This is a genomic window from Micromonospora sp. WMMD812, from assembly GCF_027497215.1.
In the GTDB taxonomy this organism is placed as follows: Bacteria; Actinomycetota; Actinomycetes; order Mycobacteriales; family Micromonosporaceae; genus Micromonospora.
The window spans coordinates 5,321,222-5,336,862 of sequence record NZ_CP114904.1; the positions used below are offsets into that span (position 1 = coordinate 5,321,222).

Genomic DNA, 15,641 nt, shown 5'->3' on the forward strand with positions numbered 1-15,641 from the left:
GGGTGGGCGGGTTCACCTCGGCCGAGCTACCGAGGCGTAATCACGTTTGCGCCGGTAGCGTGGCCGCCGTGGTCGACTTGGACGCCGCGATCGGCTTCGTCGTGGCTCATGGGGACACGGTGGAGCGCGCCCGCCTCTCCCGGCTCCGCACCGGCGCGCCGACGCCGCCGGAGCTGCTCGACATGGCCGAGGCCGGGCAGGCGCCCGACGGCGGCTGGCCGGCGATCCTCGGCGACGCCGTCGGCTCGGTCGACGCCACCTGCTTCCGGCTGGCCGAGCTCGACGACCTCGGCGCGCTCGGCCGGCCCGCGGCCCGCAAGGCCCTGGACTGGCTCGCCGCCTCCCAGCTCGCCGACGGCAGCTGGGAGGAGGACGAGTCGCTGGCCGACGTCGCCCCGTCCTGGGCCCGGCCCGGCGACCCGGAGGCACGGTTCTTCCTGACCGCGAACGCGGGCTACTGGCTGGCCGTGGCCGGCCGGGACGCCCGTGCCGCCGGTCCGCTCGACAGCCGGGTCGGCGGGGCGTACGCCGGCGTGGTGCACGGCGCGGCGGAGGCGCTGGCCGGGCAGGTCGGCCGGGACGGCAGCTGGCCGTCGTACCTGCCGGCCGGCTGGTTGAGCGCGGCGATCTTCCACGGCCAGCACATGTACGACGAGTCGGCGCGCATCCTGGTCGCGCTGGCCGGGCGGCTGTCCGGGATGTCGCCGGCGGACACCGCCTGGCTGGCCGCGACGCTACGCCGGGTGGACCTCGACCCCACCCATCCCACGATGCTGGCGGCCCACCGCCGGCTCGCCGAGACGCAGCGCAGCGACGGCGGCTGGGAGAGCGACGACGGTCACCAGTTCGACGTCAACACCACGCTGACCGCGATCCGCGCCTGCCGCTGACCGCCCGCCCGCGCGTCAGCCGCGCAGGTGGCCGTCGCCGGTCACCACGTACTTGGTCGAGGTAAGTTCCGGCAGGCCCATCGGACCGCGGGCGTGCAGCTTCTGCGTGGAGATCCCGATCTCGGCGCCGAAGCCGAACTCTCCGCCGTCGGTGAACCGGGTCGAGGCGTTCACCATCACCGCGGCGGCGTCGACCCGGGCCACGAAGTCCCGGGCGGCGGTCGCCGAGTCGGTGACGATCGCCTCGGTGTGCCCGGTGCCGTACCGCCGGATGTGCGCGACCGCCGCGTCGAGCGAGTCGACCACGGCGACCGCGATGTCGGCGGAGAGGTACTCGGTGGCGAAGTCCTCGTCGGTGGCCGGCACGACCGCGTCGGAGATCGCGGCGACCTCGGGGGAGCCGTGCACGGTCACCCCCGCCTCGGCGAAAGCGGCCAGCATCGGCGGGAGGAACGCGTCGGCGATGCTCGCGTGCACCAGCAGCGACTCGGCGGTGTTGCAGGTGGAGAGGCGCTGCGTCTTGGCGTTCAGCGTGATCGCGACGGCCTTCGACAGTTCGGCGGCGGCGTCCACGTAGACGTGGCAGTTGCCCACCCCGGTCTCGATCACCGGCACCGTGGACTCCTCGATCACGGTGCGGATGAGCGACGCCCCGCCGCGCGGGATCAGCACGTCGACCAGGCCGCGGGCGCGCATCAGCTCCTTGACCGAGTCGCGGGAGCCGGCGTCGAGCAACTGCACCGCGTCGGCGGGCAGCCCGGCGCCGGCGACGGCGTCGCGCAGCACCGCGACCAGCGCGGCGTTGGAGTGGGCGGCTGACGAGGAGCCGCGCAGCAGCGCCGCGTTGCCGGACTTCAGGCAGATCCCGGCGGCGTCGACGGTCACGTTCGGGCGGGCCTCGTAGATGATGCCGACAACACCGAACGGCACCCGGATCTGCCGCAGTTCCAGCCCGTTGGGCAGGGTCGAGCCGCGGACCACCTCGCCCACCGGGTCGGGCAGCGCGGCCATCTCCCGGAGCGCGTCGGCGATGCCGGCCACCCGGCCCTCGTCGAGGGCGAGCCGGTCCAGCACCGAAGCGGTCAGCCCGGCCTCCCGGCCGGCCGCCAGGTCCGCCGCGTTCGCCGCCAGGATCTCCGGGGTACGCGCCACCAGCGCGTCGGCCATCGCGCGGAGCGCGGCATCCTTGGCCGTACGCGTCACGACGGCCAGTTCGTTCGCCGCCTCCCGGGCCCGCCGCGCCTGCTCCGTCACCGTCCCGCTCATGCCGGCACTCCGCTCGCTCATGCCACCTCTCCTCACAGCAGCACCAGGTCGTCGCGGTGGACGACCTCCCGTTCGTACGCCGGGCCGAGCGCCGCGGCGAGTTCCGAGGTGGAGCGGCCCAGCAGCCCGGGCAACTCCACCGCGTCGTAGTTGACCAGCCCGCGGGCCACCGGCGCGCCCTCGGTGTCGACCAGGTCGACCGGGTCGCCCGCGGTGAACGCCCCGTCGACCGCGGTGATGCCGGCCGGCAGCAGCGACTTCCGCCGCCCGACCACCGCGGCGACCGCGCCCGGGTCCAGGTGCAGCCGCCCTCGGGGCGAGGTGGCGTGCGCGAGCCAGAACAGCCGCGCGGCCGGCCGCTGCCGCCGCGGGTGGAAGAGGGTGCCGACCGGCTCGCCGGCCAACGCCGCGCCGGCCAGCGGGGCGGCCGTGAGCACCACGGGGATGCCGAAACCGGTGGCGATGCGGGCCGCCTCGACCTTGGTCACCATGCCGCCGGTGCCCACCCCCGCCCGGCGGGCGCCGCCGATGGCCACGCCGGCCAGGTCGTCCTCGCCGCGTACCTCGGTGATCCGGGTCGACTCGGGCCGGGCCGGGTCGCCGGTCCACAGTGCGTCGACGTCGGAGAGGAGCACCAGCAGGTCGGCGTGCACCAGGGCGGCGACCAGCGCGGCCAGCCGGTCGTTGTCGCCGAACCGGATCTCCTCGGTGGCCACCGTGTCGTTCTCGTTGACGATCGGCACCGCCCGCAGGTCGAGCAGCTTGCGCAACGTCCGGTACGCGTTGCGGTAGTGCGCGCGCCGGGTGACGTCGTCGACGGTGAGCAGCACCTGCCCGACGGTCAGCCGGTGCCGGGCGAAGCTGGCCGCGTACCGGCCGATCAGCAGGCCCTGGCCGACGCTGGCCGCGGCCTGCTGGGTGGCCAGGTCACGCGGGCGCCGGGACAGACCGAGCGGGGCCAGGCCGGCGGCGATCGCGCCGGAGGAGACCAGCACGACCTCGCGGCCGTCGGCGGCGAGCGCGCCGAGGGTGTCGACCAGCGCGTCCACCCGCTCGTCGGCCAGCCCGCCGGCGGCGGTGGTCAACGAGGAGGACCCGATCTTGACGACGACCCGCCGGGCCGCCGTTACCGCTTCGCGCACCCGCCCATTCTGCGTGGTCACGGCCGCGCCGCCCGGCGGCGTTCCCATATGGTGGCGGATTGTGACTCCTGACGAGTACGTCGAGGCGGTGCTCGACCTGGTCGAGCGGATCCCGCTGGGGCGGGTGATGTCGTACGGGGCGGTGGCCGACGCGCTCGCCGAGCGCTCCGGCCGGTCCTCGGCCCGGCTGGTGGGCGCCATCATGTCGCGGCACGGCGGCTCGGTGCCCTGGCACCGCGTGGTCACCTCCGCGGGCCGGCTGCCGCCGGGCCACGAGCGGGAGGCCCGGGCGCGGCTGCGCGGGGAGGGGACGCCGTTGCGCGGTGACGGGGTGGACATGAGGGCGGCCGGATGGTCGCCGGAAGAGGGGATGTGACCCCGGGCGGAACGTGAGTAACATTCGGCGCCATGAACGCGCCGCCGGCTGGACCGGCTCCGGTCCCGGGCGGCCTGCCACGTCGGGTGCACGCGGGGTACGCCCTCGGTTCGCTGGCCACCGGCGCCTTCGGCACCGTGCCCGGGCTGCTGCTGCTGCCGTACCTCACCGACACGCTCGGCGTCGCCGCCGGGGTGGCCGCGCTGCTGGTGCTCCTGCCCAAGGCGTGGGACGTGCTGGTGAACCCGGTGGCCGGGCGGATCTCCGACCGCACCCGCTCCCGCTGGGGAGCGCGCCGACCGTACCTGCTGCTCGCCGGGCTCGCGCTGGCGCTGCTGTTCGCCGCCATCTTCGCCGCACCGTTCGGTGTGGACGGCGCGGCCGGGGCGTACGTGGCGGTCGCCTTCCTCGCCACGGCCACCGCGTTCGCCTTCTTCCAGGTGCCGTACGTGGCGATGCCGGCCGAGCTGACCGACGACTACGCCGAGCGCACCCGGCTCATGACCTGGCGCATCGCCGTGCTGGCGCTGGCCATCCTGGTCTCCGGGGCGGTCGCGCCGGTGGTGGTGACCGCCGGCGGGGAGGGGCTCCCCGGACACCGGTGGATGGGCCTCTTCGTGGCCGCGCTGATCGCCCTCGGCGCGGTGGGCGCGTTCCTCGGCACCCGGTCCGCGCCGACCGGCAGGGTGCGCCAGAGCGAGCCGACGCTGCGCGCGCAGCTCGCGGCCGCCGGCCGCAACCGGCCGTTCCGGGCCCTGCTGCTCTGCTTCGTGGTGCAGTCCGCCGGGGTGGCCACCGTCCTGGCCGGGGTCAACTACTTCGCCGACCAGATCCTGCGCGACCCGGAGACCGGCGCGACCCTGCTCTTCGCCTGCTTCGTCGGGCCGGCGCTGCTGGTGATGCCGCTCTGGACCCGGGTCGGTGCCCGGGTGGGCAAGCTGGCCGCGCTGGTCGCCGCCGCGCTGCTCTTCGCGCTGGGCGCGCTGGCCCTGGCCGCCGCCCCGGTCCTGCCCGCCGTCGCGGTCTACGCGGTGGTCGCGGTGATCGGCGTCGGGTACGCGGGCCAGCAGGTCTTCGCGCTCGCCATGCTGCCGGACTGCATCACCTTCGACGAGGCGCGCACCGGTCGGCGGCAGGCCGGGGTCCTGACCGGCCTGTGGACGGCGGGCGAGACCCTCGGGCTGGCGCTCGGGCCGGGCATCTTCGGCCTGGTGCTCCAGCTGACCGGCTACGTCTCCTCGGACACCGGGACGGCCGCCGCGCAGTCGGACACCGCCCGCCTCGGCATCCTGCTCGGCTTCACCGTCCTGCCCGCCCTCCTGGTGGCCGCGGCCCTGGTCTTCCTCCGCCCGTACGACCTGACCCCGGCCCGCCTGGCCGCGGCGCACGCCGCCGCGCCGGTCGATCATGCAGTTGTGCTGGGGGACGAAAGCCGCTGATCCACACGAGAAGGGCACCAGAACTCCATGATCGACGAGGAGAGCGGCGGGAGCGCCCTGCCGGACCGGGGGGTCCCGGCGCAGCGGGTGCTGGACGAGATCGCGGCGCTGCGAGAGACTGACCGGCCCACGCACGGTGGGCGGTTGTTCGCGTACGTCTACGACCCCGCCGTGCCCGGGCTGGACGAGCTGGCCGCGGCGGCCCACGCGGCGAGCGCGCACGTCAACGGGCTCGACCCGACCGCCTTCCCGTCCCTGCTCGCCATGGAGAACGCCCTCGTGGGCGCGGCGGCCCGGCTGCTCGGCGGCGGCCCCGGCAGCAGCGCGCCGGACGTCGTCGGCAGCGTCACCAGCGGCGGCACCGAATCGCTGATCCTGGCGGTCAAGGCCGCCCGGGACTCCCGGCCGGAGATCGCCGCGCCCCGGATCGTGGTGCCGTCGAGCGGGCACGCGGCCTTCGCCAAGGCGGCGCACTACCTGCGGGTGGCGCTGGACGTCGTGCCGGTCTCCCCGGCGACGCTGCGCCCCGACCCGGCCACGATGGCCGCCGCGATCGGGCCGGACACCGTGCTGGTCGCCTGCTCCGCCCCGTCGTACGCGCACGGCGTGGTCGACCCGGTCGGCGAGATCGCCGCGGCGGCCGCGGTGGCCGGGGTGCGCTGCCACGTGGACGCCTGCTTCGGCGGCTGGACCCTGCCGTACCTGCGCCGGCTCGGCGCGCCCGTGCCGCCGTTCGACTTCACGGTGCCCGGTGTCACCTCGATCTCGGTCGACCTGCACAAGTACGCGTACGCCCCGAAGGGCGTCTCGGTGCTGCTGCACCGCGACCCGGCGCTGCGCGCGCCGCAGTACTTCGCGTACGCCGACTGGCCCGGGTACACGATGATCAACCCGACCATCGCCTCCACCCGCTCCGGCGGCCCCATCGCCGCCGCGTACGCCACCCTGCGACACCTCGGCGACGACGGCTACCTGCGGCTCGCGTCGCTGACCTGCGACGCGGTGGCCGGGCTGGCCGACGCGGTGCGTGCCGTCGACGGCCTGCGGCTGATGGCCGAGCCGGAGTCCACGGTCGTCTGCTTCACCACCACCGATCCTGACCTCGACCTCTTCGTCCTGGTCGACGAGCTGACCGCCCGCGGCTGGCACACCCAGCCCCAGCTCACGTACGCCGGCCTGCCGGCGACCGTACACCTCACGGTGACCGCGGCGGTGGCGCCCCGGGTGGCCGAGTTCGGCCCCGACCTGGCCGACGCGGTGGCGGCGGCACGGGCGGCCGGGCCGGTCGAGCTGCCGGGGGAACTGCTCGCCCTCGCCGCGACGCTGACCCCGGACGCGCTCACCCCGGACCTGGTCGCCGGCCTCGCCGCCGGTCTCGGTCTGGGCGGCGGCCGGTCGACGGGCCCGGCGGGCCCGACTGCCGAGTCGGAGGGTCGGCTGGCTGCTGGGTCGGTCCCCGCTGGCGCCTCGGTGCCGGAGCGGATGGCCCCGGTGAACGCGTTGCTGAACGCCGCCCCGCCGGCATTCCGGGAGCGGCTGCTGGTCGAGTTCGTCGGCCTGCTCCAGCGCCCGACCTGGGGCATAGCGCCAGGCATTCATCAACAGGCTTAAGTATAGATAATTGCCGCTAAAAGGGGGTTTTTCGGCTTTCGTGAGAAACGTACCGTCAACGCATCAAGCCCCACCACAACGGGAGATGGCGATGACGAAGCGGAAGATCGTGCTGACCGGACTGACCGCGGCGGCCGGGCTGGCGCTCGGACTGGGCGGCCTGGCCGCCGCCGTAACGGCGATCGGCCCCGGCCCGGGCGCGCCGGGTGAGATCGGCCCCGGTCCGGGCGTGTCCCTCGCGATCGGCCCGGGTCCGGGCGCGCCGGGTGAAATCGGCCCCGGGCCCGGCGTCGTGGAGTTGATCGGCCCCGGCCCGGGCGTCGTGCTCGCCTGAGCCGTTCGATACCTCTGCAGTCGGCGGCCGCCAGGGACGGCGGCCGCCGACGCGTCGGGGACGCCGGTCAGCTGTAGCGATAGGTGATGGTGGCGACGTTGTCGTCCCGATCGCGTTCCGTCAGCCGTACCCCGTCGGCGTCGGTGGCGAGGACTTCGATCGTCGCCTTGCCGGCCGGTAACGGCGTGCCCTGTGCGCGCCGCAGCTGGAGGGTGAGCTGGAGGTCCGCGTGTGGCGCCAACCTGCCCAGGTCGCACTGGTACGGCGCGGTCATCTCGTGGGCGTTCTGGCGACAACGGTCCCAGCCGGCCCCGACCGGTCGCAGCTGATACGGAACGTCGAAGGTCAGCCTCGCGCTGTGCACCTCACCCGCGCTGCTGTTGCGTACCCGGAGCTTGATGGTGCCCGACCAGCTGTCGCCGGGTTCCCTGGCGAGGACCAGGTTCGTGGCGGTGACCGACAGGTCGGCGGCGTGCGGGTTCGGGCCGAAGGAGGCCGGACCCTCTGCCTGCCGGAACCGCCGCCCGTCCCAGCGGTAGCCGCGCCACTGGCGCTGCGACCACTCCAGCGGCCAACTGGCGCCCGGCGCGCGGTCCGCCATCGCCACCCGGACCACGCCGTCGGCCCGGACCTCCATCCCGATCAGCCACTCCGGGGCCGGGTCCGCGGTCGCCGCCACCCGGCCGAGCGTGATGATCCGGCCGGCGGCGTCCCGGTCGAAGGCGACCACCTGCGCCGGTCCCCGGGTGCCGAAGATGCAGCGGAGCAGCGTGACCGTCTCCGCCGCGCCGTCCCGGTCGACGTCGCCGTAGGTCAGCTCGATCAGCAGGTTGACGTCGTCGCTCACCGGGTCGCCGCTCAGCTGGACGGCCTGGGAGGGGCAGTCCGGCCCGCTCTCCGGCGGGCTGGGCAGGTCGTTCCAGTCGGGCAGGTCGACTCGGGCGGCGAGCAGCTCCTCCCGGGTGATCCGGCCGTCCGGCACGGTCCGCGTCGGGCTGGCGGTCGCGCTGGGCGTGGACGACGGGGAGTTGGTCGGCGTGGGCGGGATGATCGCCGGTGGCGCCGGCTCCCGCCGCAACGCCGCCTGCCCGGCCACCGGCAGCGCCGCCGCGACCACCAGGGCCGCGGCGACGGCGCCCACGGTGCGCCGCCGTCGCCGGCGGACCGTCTCACGGACCGCGGCCGGCCCCTCCGGGGCGATCGTGGGGACCAACGCGTCCCGGTACGCGGCGAACGCCGTGTGCAGTCGCATGTCGTCGGCGTCAGGCATGGGTGGTCCCCTCGTTCGCCGGAGCGAGCTGGGCCGCCAGGGCGGCCCGTCCCCGGTGCAACCAGGACTTAATCGTGCCCTCGGGCACGTTCTCCTGCTGTGCGATCTGGGTGACGGAGAGGTCCGCGAGGTGGTGCAGCACCACCGCACGCCGATGGTTCGGCGGCAGGGTGGCCAGCGCCCGGGTCAACGCCACCCGGTCCGGGGTGGGTCCGGGGACGTGCTCCATCCGCTGCCGCCGCAGGTGCGACTGGGCGGTCCTCAGTCGACGCCACCGGCTGGTGGCCAGGTTCCACGCGACCCGCCGCACCCAGGCGACCGGATCGTCGTAGCGGGAGACTTTCGACCACCGCGCGAAGGCGCGACAGAAGGCCTCCTGGACCAGGTCCTGCGCCTGGTTCACGTCACCGATGTACGCCGCGAGCTGGGCGGTCAGCGACCGGAAATGGGCGTGGTACAGCTGGTCGAAGTCGACCGGGTCGACCGACGGGCGCACGTCCGGCCGGACAGCTCGCTCGGGCGGTGGCTCGTCGAGCCTCGGTTCGGTGCTCACCGTCACCTGTTCCTCCCCGTCTGGTCACCCCGGTCGATGGGAGTGACGTTGCTGACACGCGGGGGAGCGGGACCGGGTTGCGCCGGTGTGGGCGACAGTGTGGTGAACGGTCGGTGTCATCGCGGAGACGCCACCGGTGGGTTCGCACTCCGCGACATGGCGGTCGTGTCCGGGGTCCCGCCGGCGTCGCCGCCGGCCCTCCGAGTCGCCCCCGGTCCTGTGATTGACTGTCGGTGGGGATGGGAAGGGGGCGGTCGTGCAGCTGCCGGGAGTGCTCGGCGAGCCGATCCGGTTCGTGCTGAACTGGGGCCGCCGCTACTCGCTCTGGGTGTTCAACTTCGGCCTGGCCTGCTGCGCGATCGAGTTCATCGCCACGAGCATGGGCCGGCACGACTTCATGCGGCTCGGCGTCATCCCGTTCGCGCACGGCCCGCGACAGGCCGACCTCATGGTGGTCTCCGGCACGGTCACCGACAAGATGGCGCCGGCGATCAAACGGCTCTACGACCAGATGCCCGAGCCGAAGTACGTCATCTCGTTCGGCGCCTGCTCGAACTGCGGCGGGCCCTACTGGGACTCGTACTCGGTGACCAAGGGGGTCGACCAGCTCATCCCCGTCGACGTCTACGTGCCGGGCTGCCCGCCCCGGCCGGAGGCGCTGCTGCACGGCATCCTGCGCCTTCAGGAGAAGATCGCCGCCGAGCAGTCCGGTCTCGGCGGGGTGCCCCGGCCGGACGTGCTCGCCGCCCCGGTGGACGCCCCACCCCGCGACGGCGCGGCCCCGCGCTCGGTCGAGTCGCTCACCGCCCCACCCGTACGCCCACCGGCAGGCTGACCAGTCGGCCGAGCGACCTGGCTGGCGGGCCGCGACTAGCGTGCGCTCCATGAGCACCTCCCCGGACCAGCGTTCCGCCCACATCGTCGACGTCCTGATCGCCGAGTTCGGGCCGTCGATGTCGCTCGACCCGGCGGCCTTCCGCCGCAAGTTCCGCAAGATGGCCGCGTCGCCGTTCGCGTTCTACCGGGGCAGCGCCTCGCTCTTCTACGCCGACCAGCGCGGCGACTTCGCCGACGACAGCTACCTCGACGACCGGACCAGCCGGGTGTGGATCCACGGCGACCTGCACGCGGAGAACTTCGGCACCTACATGAACGCCTCCGGCCAGTTGGTGTTCAACGTCAACGACTTCGACGAGGCGTACGTCGGGCCGTTCACCTGGGACCTGCGGCGGTTCGCCGCCAGCGTGGCGCTGCTCGGCTACGCCAAGGCGCTCTCCGACCGGGTGATCAGCGACCTGGTCACCGGCTTCGCCCGGTCCTACCTGACCGAGCTGCGCGCGATCGCCGCCGGCGGCGACGACGCGATCGGCTCGATCACCCTGGACAACGCCGACGGAGTGCTCCGCCAGGTGCTCCAGCAGGCCCGGCTCAACACCCGGGTCGACCTGCTCGCCGCGCAGACCACGATCGACAACTACGAGCGGCGGTTCTCCCTCGGCGACGGGGTGTTCGAGATCGACGGCGCCACGCGTGACCGGGTCCTGGCCGCCTTCCACGACTACCTGGGCACGCTGCCGGTTACCTCGGCCCGGCTGCGGCCGGTGGAGGCGCGGATCAAGGACGTGGTGCTCCGCAAGGGTGTCGGCATCGGCTCGGCCGGGTTGCCGTCGTACAACCTGCTGCTGGAGGGGCACACCCAGGCGCTGGAGAACGACGTCGTCATCTACATGAAGCAGGCGCAGGTGCCGGCGGTCGCACGGCACATCCCGGACGAGACGGTCCGCGGCTACTTCCAGCACCAGGGGCACCGGACCGCCGAGTCGCAGCGCGCGTTGCAGGCGCACGCCGACCCGTGGCTGGGCTTCACCGAGCTGGACGGGGCCGGGCAGTTGGTCGCCGAGGTCTCCCCGTACGCCGCCGACCTGGACTGGTCCGACGTCAACGAGTCGGAGGAGCTGGCCGGGGTGCTCGCCGACCTGGGTCGCGCGGTGGCCCGGATGCACTCCGTGGCCGACGACGAGTCCAGCCACGATCTGGTCGACTACTCGACGGAAGAGGCGATCGTCGCGGTGGTCGACCGCGACGAGCCGGGCTTCGTCGGCCACCTCGTGGAGTTCGCCCACTCGTACGGGGTCCGCGCCCGGGAGGACCACCAGCTGTTCGTGGACCTGTTCCGCAACGGCCGGCTGCCCGGCATCTGAGCCGCCGCCGCCGACGGGTCAGGCGCCGAACTCCAGCACCACCTTGATGTCGTCCGGCCCGGGCGTGTACGCGTCCTTGTAGCTGGACACCGGGAGCCGGCGGCTGATCAGCGTGCTGAGCCAGTACTGGTCGGCGCGGGCCAACGCCTCGGCGGCCAGGTCCCAGTGCCGCCGGTTGGCGTTCACCGAGCCGAAGACCACGTTGTTCTCCAGCACCAGCGCCCGGTTGAGCGCGCCCGCGTCGAAGTCGATGGTCCGGCCGCCGCTGGAGACTCCGGCCAGGCACACGATGCCGGTCGGGGCGGCCTTGCACATCACGTCGAGCACCACCTTCGGCGCGCCGGTGCACTCGACCACCACGTCCGGCTCGAAGTCCAGGTCGTTGACCGGCACCGAGTGGTACGTCGCACCGAGCGCGTGGACCAGGTCCGGCTTGGGGCCGCTGGTGGCCAGGTCCAGCACGTGCACGCTGAGCCCACGCTGAGTGGCGAGCAGGGCGGCGAGCAGGCCGATCGGTCCGGCGCCGGTCACCAGCACACTCCGCGGCTGCCACTCGGCCCGGTGTCCGATCCGCTCGATGTGGTCCCACGCCTTGGCCACCACACTCGTCGGTTCGAGCAACATCCCGACCTGGGCGAGGGCCGGGTCCAGCCGCACCGCGAACGTGGGTGGAACCCGCCAGCGGTCCCGGGCGAAGCCGGGCAGGGCCTTGATCCCGTGCTCGGTGTACCGCCCGTTGCGGCACATGTCCCACTCACCGACCGCGCAGTTCGAGCAGGGCACCGGGTCCGGGTAGCGGACGATCCCGGCGACGAGATCGCCCGGTCGCAGGCTCCCGGTCGGGTCCTCCAGCACCCGGCCCAGCGACTCGTGCCCGATCACCAGGCGCTGCTCGCCCGGCGGCGCCTCGCCGTACTCGCCGGCGATGATCTCGTGATCGGTGCCGCAGATGCCGACGGCCAGCGCCTCGACCAGGACAGCACCCTCCTCGGCAGCCGGTTCCGGATGGTTCTCGTCCAGTGCCAGGGAATCGGCGACCCCGGGGGCCACAGTCACAGCGCGCACTTTCACATCTTGGCGTGCCCGCCCGGCCTTCGGGCGGTAACCCGACAGATGCCCCACCCACGGCACGGGCGGCCCGACGCGGCCGGGCGGCGGCGGCCCTAGGATCAGCGGCATGACTCCGGAAGAGGTCGGCCGCCGGATGGCCACGCTGCTCGCGCCGGCCGAGGCCACCCCCTCGGTCTCCGGCGGTCAACGGCACGCCCGTGCCACCGTCGACGTGCCGGCGGCGAGCTGGCGGGACGCGCTGCGGGCCGCCCGCGACGACGCGGAGCTGGCCTGCGACTTCTTCGACTGGCTCTCCGCCGTGGACGAACTGGCCGAGGGGTTCGACGTGGTGGCCCACCTCTGGTCGACACGACACCGGCACGGGGTGCTGCTGCGCACCCGGGTGCCCCGGGAGGCGCCCGAGGTGGCCTCCGTCGTGGACGTCTACCCGGGCGCCGACTGGCACGAGCGGGAGACGCACGAGATGTTCGGCATCGACTTCGCCGGCCGTCGCGGGCTGCTCCCCCTGCTGCTCCCGCCGGAGTTCGAGGGCCACCCGCTGCGCAAGGAGTTCGTGCTGGCCTCCCGGGTGGCGAAGCCCTGGCCGGGCGCCAAGGAGCCGGGCGAGTCCGAGGCCGGCGGAGGCCGGCGCCCGATCCGGCCGCCGGGTGTGCCCGCTCCGGGCGAGTGGGGGACGACGCCCACCCCGGCGGGCGCGGGTGGCGTGGGAGAGGGGCCGCGCGGTGGCACCCCGGCCCGCCCGGCCCGCGAACGGCCCGCCCGTCCGGCGACGCCCGAGCGCTCCGCCCGCCCGGCGCCGCCCGAACGGCCCGGCGACGAGGAGGGGACGACCTGATGCCGCTCTGGTTGGAGCTGGTGCTCCGGGTGGGTGGCGTGGTGGTCGCCTTCCTCACCCTGCCGCTGCTGGTCGGGCAGGCCGAGCACAAGGTGATGGCGCACATGCAGGGCCGGCTCGGCCCGATGTACGCGGGCGCGTTCCACGGCTGGGCGCAGCTGGTCGCCGACGGGATCAAGTTCGTGCAGAAGGAGGATGTGACCCCGCGCGAGGCCGACCGGCCGGTGTTCCGGCTCGCCCCGGCGGTCGCGCTGGTGCCCTACCTGCTCGTCCTGCTGGTCATCCCGCTCGGTCCGAACGACCTGGTCGGCCAGCCGCTGGACATCGGGCTGTTCTTCGTGCTCGCGGTGGTCGGCGTCGGCGTGGTGGCCGTGCTGATGTCCGCCTGGGCGTCGGCCAACAAATACAGCCTGCTCGGCGGGCTGCGCGGGGCCGCCCAGCTGCTCGGCTACGAGCTGCCCCTGGTGCTGGCCGCCGCCTCGGTGGCGATGGCCGCCGGCACGCTCAGCCTCTCCGGCATCGTCGAGGCGTGGCAGCCCTGGTGGCTGCTGTGGCAGGCGCCCGCGATGGTCGTCTTCTTCGTCGCCGGGCTCGCCGAGATCCGCCGCCCGCCGTTCGACATGCCGATCGCCGACTCCGAGCTGGTCTTCGGCTACATGACCGAGTACACGGGGCTGCGCTTCGCGTTCTTCCTCCTCGCCGAGTACGTCGGGATCGTGGTGATCGCCGCGCTGACCACCGTGCTCTTCCTCGGCGGGTGGCAGGGGCCGTTCGCCGACGCGCAGCTCGGCTGGCTCTGGACGCTGCTCAAGGTCTTCGCCGTCGCGTTCCTGATCATCTGGCTCCGGGTGTCGTACCCGCGGTTGCGCGAGGACCAGCTCCAGCGCCTCTGCTGGCTGGTGCTGGTGCCGGCGTCCCTCGGCCAGCTGGTCCTCACCGCCGCCGTCCGAGTAGCACTCTGACGCAGCACACGGCACACGCGGCCGCGGCCGCGGCCGCGATCAGCGCAGCGGGGTGTGAGCGGGGTCGACGCGTTCGGTGGACGGGGGCGGCGGGGGCGGGGTGCCGTCGCCGAAGGGCCGCCCGCCGAGCGTCTCCCGGCCGTGCGGGGTGAGCCAGTTCGACAGATCGGGGCCGAGCGGGACGACTCCGGTCGGGTTGATGTCCCGGTGCACCTCGTAGTAGTGGCGCTTGATGTGGTCGAAGTCGATGGTGTCCCCGAACCCCGGGGTCTGGAACAGGTCCCGGGCGTACGCCCACAGCACGGGCATCTCGGTGAGCTTCTGCCGGTTGCACTTGAAGTGCCCGTGGTAGACCGGGTCGAAGCGGGCCAGCGTGGTGAAGAGCCGGACGTCCGCCTCGGTGATGGTGTCGCCGACCAGGTACCGCTGGTCGCGCAGCCGCTCGGTCAACCAGTCGAGCCGGTCGAAGAGCCGCCGGTACGCCGACTCGTACGCCTCCTGGCTGCCGGCGAACCCGCACCGGTAGACGCCGTTGTTGACGTCCCGGAACACCACGTCGTTGACCTCGTCGATCTCGGCGCGCAGGCGTTCCGGGTAGAGCTCCGGCGCGCCGTCGCGGTGGTACGCCGTCCACTCGGTGGACAGGTCGAGGCTCATCCGCGCGTAGTCGTTGGTCACCACCTGTCCGGTCGGCACGTCCACGATCGCCGGCACGGTGATGCCCCGCTCGTAGCCCGGGAACCGCGCGAAGTACGCCTCGGCCAGCCGCTCGATGCCGAGCACCGGATCCCGGCCACCCGGGTCCAGGTCGAACGTCCAGCTCCGAGCGTCGTGGGTGGGGCCGGCCACCGCCATGGAGATCGCCTCCTCCAGGCCGAGCAGGCGCCGCACGATGATGAGGCGGTTCGCCCAGGGGCAGGCGCGGCTGACCGCCAGCCGGTAACGGCCGGCCGTCACCGGGTAGCCGTCCCGCCCGTCGGCGGTGATCCGGGTCGCGATGTAGCGCTGGTCGCGGGTGAACTCGCCGCCCGGCTCGACGTACTTCCCGCCGGTGCTGCCGCCCGTCTCGTCGCCCACGTCATCTCCTCCGTCGCTGTCGCCATCGCCATCGCGGTCGCCTCGGAACGCCGTCCGGCGAGCGGTCCGCGACATCCCGCCCTCGCCCATCATGGCCGATCTCCGGCCGGTCGGCCGGGCGTGTCCGTGGCTACGCTGCTCCGATGACCGATGTGGAAGCGGCCGCCCGACGCTTCGTCGCCGACGTCTGGAACGCCGGCCGCGAGGAGTCCGCGTACGAGTTGGTCGGCCCGGACTGCCCGGGGCTCGGCGGGACGGGCCCGGAGGCGACCCTGGCCTGGCACCGGGACCGCCGCGCGGCTTTTCCGGACCTGCGCTACAAGATCGTGGACCTGGTCGCCGCGGACGGCCGGGTGGCCGTGCACTGGCGGGCCGCCGGCACCCAGGTCGGCCAGTTCGGGCCGGTGCCCCCGACGGGGCAGGTGGTCAGCTACTCCGGTGCGACCTTCCTGCGGTTCGACGACACCGGCCGGATCGTCGACGTGTGGAGCTGCAACGAGCTGTTCCAACTACTCCAGCAGCTCGGCGTCGAGATGATCCCGCCACCCGGGGCCCCGGCGACCGGGGTGTGACCGGCCGACGGGGAACGGCCCATCCGTCGCGGTGCCGCCGTA

At 73.9% G+C, this 15,641-nt stretch carries 16 protein-coding genes; 10 read left to right on the forward strand and 6 right to left on the reverse strand.

Annotation, left to right across the window (positions count from 1 at the left end):
• Window positions 1-2: 2 nt before the first annotated feature.
• Window positions 3-890, forward strand: a complete 888-nt coding sequence (locus O7603_RS24610) for a prenyltransferase/squalene oxidase repeat-containing protein (protein WP_281572146.1) — start codon at window positions 3-5, stop codon at window positions 888-890.
• A gap of 15 nt (window positions 891-905) precedes the next feature.
• On the opposite strand, the gene O7603_RS24615 is transcribed toward O7603_RS24610, so the two are convergent.
• Entirely contained in the window at window positions 906-2,156 is a 1,251-nt protein-coding gene (locus tag O7603_RS24615; protein WP_281576795.1) for a glutamate-5-semialdehyde dehydrogenase, read from the reverse strand.
• A gap of 32 nt (window positions 2,157-2,188) precedes the next feature.
• Complete coding sequence (proB, locus tag O7603_RS24620) at window positions 2,189-3,346, reverse strand: glutamate 5-kinase (protein WP_281572147.1); 1,158 nt, start codon at window positions 3,344-3,346, stop codon at window positions 2,189-2,191.
• Between the two features lie 13 nt (window positions 3,347-3,359).
• On the opposite strand from proB, the gene O7603_RS24625 reads away from it, so the two are divergent.
• The 4 genes from O7603_RS24625 (at window position 3,360) to O7603_RS24640 (ending at window position 7,058) form a co-directional block, all read left to right on the forward strand.
• Window positions 3,360-3,674 (forward strand): MGMT family protein, encoded by a 315-nt coding sequence (locus tag O7603_RS24625; RefSeq protein ID WP_281572148.1) that lies wholly within the window; start codon window positions 3,360-3,362, stop codon window positions 3,672-3,674.
• 32 nt (window positions 3,675-3,706) lie between these two features.
• Window positions 3,707-5,113, forward strand: a complete 1,407-nt coding sequence (locus O7603_RS24630) for an MFS transporter (RefSeq protein WP_281572149.1) — start codon at window positions 3,707-3,709, stop codon at window positions 5,111-5,113.
• Window positions 5,114-5,140: 27 nt separating this feature from the next.
• Entirely contained in the window at window positions 5,141-6,724 is a 1,584-nt protein-coding gene (locus tag O7603_RS24635; RefSeq protein ID WP_281572150.1) for an aspartate aminotransferase family protein, read from the forward strand.
• 91 nt (window positions 6,725-6,815) lie between these two features.
• Window positions 6,816-7,058 (forward strand): hypothetical protein, encoded by a 243-nt coding sequence (locus tag O7603_RS24640; RefSeq protein ID WP_281572151.1) that lies wholly within the window; start codon window positions 6,816-6,818, stop codon window positions 7,056-7,058.
• A gap of 67 nt (window positions 7,059-7,125) precedes the next feature.
• Here O7603_RS24640 and O7603_RS24645 read toward each other — a convergent pair whose 3' ends face one another.
• Both O7603_RS24645 and O7603_RS24650 read right to left on the reverse strand, forming a co-directional pair.
• Complete coding sequence (locus O7603_RS24645) at window positions 7,126-8,328, reverse strand: hypothetical protein (protein WP_281572152.1); 1,203 nt, start codon at window positions 8,326-8,328, stop codon at window positions 7,126-7,128.
• Window positions 8,321-8,887, reverse strand: coding sequence for a SigE family RNA polymerase sigma factor (locus O7603_RS24650; protein ID WP_281572153.1), 567 nt, complete (start codon window positions 8,885-8,887; stop codon window positions 8,321-8,323). Before O7603_RS24650 ends, O7603_RS24645 begins: the two co-directional genes overlap by 8 nt.
• Before the next feature lie 250 nt (window positions 8,888-9,137).
• Here O7603_RS24650 and O7603_RS24655 point away from each other — a divergent pair, with 250 nt between their 5' ends.
• Both O7603_RS24655 and O7603_RS24660 read left to right on the forward strand, forming a co-directional pair.
• Window positions 9,138-9,716 carry an NADH-quinone oxidoreductase subunit B gene (locus O7603_RS24655; protein ID WP_281572154.1) on the forward strand — a complete coding sequence of 193 codons (579 nt, stop codon included), beginning with the start codon at window positions 9,138-9,140 and terminating at the stop codon, window positions 9,714-9,716.
• 49 nt (window positions 9,717-9,765) lie between these two features.
• On the forward strand, window positions 9,766-11,082 hold the full coding sequence (locus tag O7603_RS24660; RefSeq protein WP_281572155.1) for a DUF2252 domain-containing protein: 1,317 nt from the start codon (window positions 9,766-9,768) through the stop codon (window positions 11,080-11,082).
• Between the two features lie 18 nt (window positions 11,083-11,100).
• Here the strand turns inward: O7603_RS24660 and O7603_RS24665 are convergent, their stop codons facing one another.
• On the reverse strand, window positions 11,101-12,147 hold the full coding sequence (locus O7603_RS24665; protein ID WP_281572156.1) for a glucose 1-dehydrogenase: 1,047 nt from the start codon (window positions 12,145-12,147) through the stop codon (window positions 11,101-11,103).
• A 112-nt stretch (window positions 12,148-12,259) separates the two neighbouring features.
• Here O7603_RS24665 and O7603_RS24670 point away from each other — a divergent pair, with 112 nt between their 5' ends.
• Window positions 12,260-12,988, forward strand: coding sequence for an NADH-quinone oxidoreductase subunit C (locus tag O7603_RS24670; protein ID WP_281572157.1), 729 nt, complete (start codon window positions 12,260-12,262; stop codon window positions 12,986-12,988).
• The gene (locus tag O7603_RS24675) at window positions 12,988-13,950 is read left to right on the forward strand and encodes a complex I subunit 1 family protein (protein WP_281572158.1); all 963 of its coding nucleotides are present in this window, start codon (window positions 12,988-12,990) and stop codon (window positions 13,948-13,950) included. Before O7603_RS24670 ends, O7603_RS24675 begins: the two co-directional genes overlap by 1 nt.
• Before the next feature lie 39 nt (window positions 13,951-13,989).
• On the opposite strand, the gene O7603_RS24680 is transcribed toward O7603_RS24675, so the two are convergent.
• On the reverse strand, window positions 13,990-15,027 hold the full coding sequence (locus O7603_RS24680; RefSeq protein ID WP_281572159.1) for a glutathione S-transferase C-terminal domain-containing protein: 1,038 nt from the start codon (window positions 15,025-15,027) through the stop codon (window positions 13,990-13,992).
• Window positions 15,028-15,170: 143 nt separating this feature from the next.
• Between O7603_RS24680 and O7603_RS24685 the strand changes: the two genes are divergently transcribed.
• On the forward strand, window positions 15,171-15,599 hold the full coding sequence (locus tag O7603_RS24685; protein WP_281572160.1) for an ester cyclase: 429 nt from the start codon (window positions 15,171-15,173) through the stop codon (window positions 15,597-15,599).
• The last annotated feature ends 42 nt before the right edge of the window (window positions 15,600-15,641 follow it).

What these genes read in the sequence shown, in the direction of transcription:
- O7603_RS24615 (WP_281576795.1), bottom strand. Translation starts at nt 2,156, where the DNA reads ATGAGCGGGACGGTGACGGAGCAGGCGCGGCGGGCCCGGGAGGCGGCG.
- proB (WP_281572147.1), bottom strand. Translation starts at nt 3,346, where the DNA reads ATGGGAACGCCGCCGGGCGGCGCGGCCGTGACCACGCAGAATGGGCGG.
- O7603_RS24630 (WP_281572149.1), top strand. Translation starts at nt 3,707, where the DNA reads ATGAACGCGCCGCCGGCTGGACCGGCTCCGGTCCCGGGCGGCCTGCCA.
- O7603_RS24635 (WP_281572150.1), top strand. Translation starts at nt 5,141, where the DNA reads ATGATCGACGAGGAGAGCGGCGGGAGCGCCCTGCCGGACCGGGGGGTC.
- O7603_RS24640 (WP_281572151.1), top strand. Translation starts at nt 6,816, where the DNA reads ATGACGAAGCGGAAGATCGTGCTGACCGGACTGACCGCGGCGGCCGGG.
- O7603_RS24645 (WP_281572152.1), bottom strand. Translation starts at nt 8,328, where the DNA reads ATGCCTGACGCCGACGACATGCGACTGCACACGGCGTTCGCCGCGTAC.
- O7603_RS24660 (WP_281572155.1), top strand. Translation starts at nt 9,766, where the DNA reads ATGAGCACCTCCCCGGACCAGCGTTCCGCCCACATCGTCGACGTCCTG.
- O7603_RS24670 (WP_281572157.1), top strand. Translation starts at nt 12,260, where the DNA reads ATGACTCCGGAAGAGGTCGGCCGCCGGATGGCCACGCTGCTCGCGCCG.
- O7603_RS24675 (WP_281572158.1), top strand. Translation starts at nt 12,988, where the DNA reads ATGCCGCTCTGGTTGGAGCTGGTGCTCCGGGTGGGTGGCGTGGTGGTC.
- O7603_RS24685 (WP_281572160.1), top strand. Translation starts at nt 15,171, where the DNA reads ATGACCGATGTGGAAGCGGCCGCCCGACGCTTCGTCGCCGACGTCTGG.